Raw genomic sequence first — 304 nt, forward strand, 5'->3', positions numbered from 1 at the left:
GGCTCGACGAGCTGGCGCCGGATGTGGCACCGCAGAGTCTGCTGGGAAAAGCAATCGCGTACACGCGCAACCAGTGGCAGTATCTGAGCCGTTACGTGACTGATGGCCGGGCTCCGGTAGATAATAACGTTTGCGAACGTGACGTCAGACCGTTTGCCGTGGCAAGGCGAAACTGGTTTATTTAGTGATACTACCGATGGCGCGAAGGCGAGTGCCACCGTGTACAGTTTGATGTTGACGTGCAGGGCGTGTGGTGTCGATCCCTATGACTACCTGATGCACATACTCACCGAAATGCCGCAGC

General features: G+C 56.6%; 1 pseudogene. It reads left to right on the forward strand.

Features of this window, described 5'->3' with window-relative positions:
* Nucleotides 1-304 (forward strand): annotated as a pseudogene (locus AB4Y42_RS44440) (transposase); the annotation flags it as partial.

It is taken from the genome of Paraburkholderia sp. EG286B (assembly GCF_040965655.1).
In the GTDB taxonomy this organism is placed as follows: domain Bacteria; phylum Pseudomonadota; class Gammaproteobacteria; order Burkholderiales; family Burkholderiaceae; genus Paraburkholderia.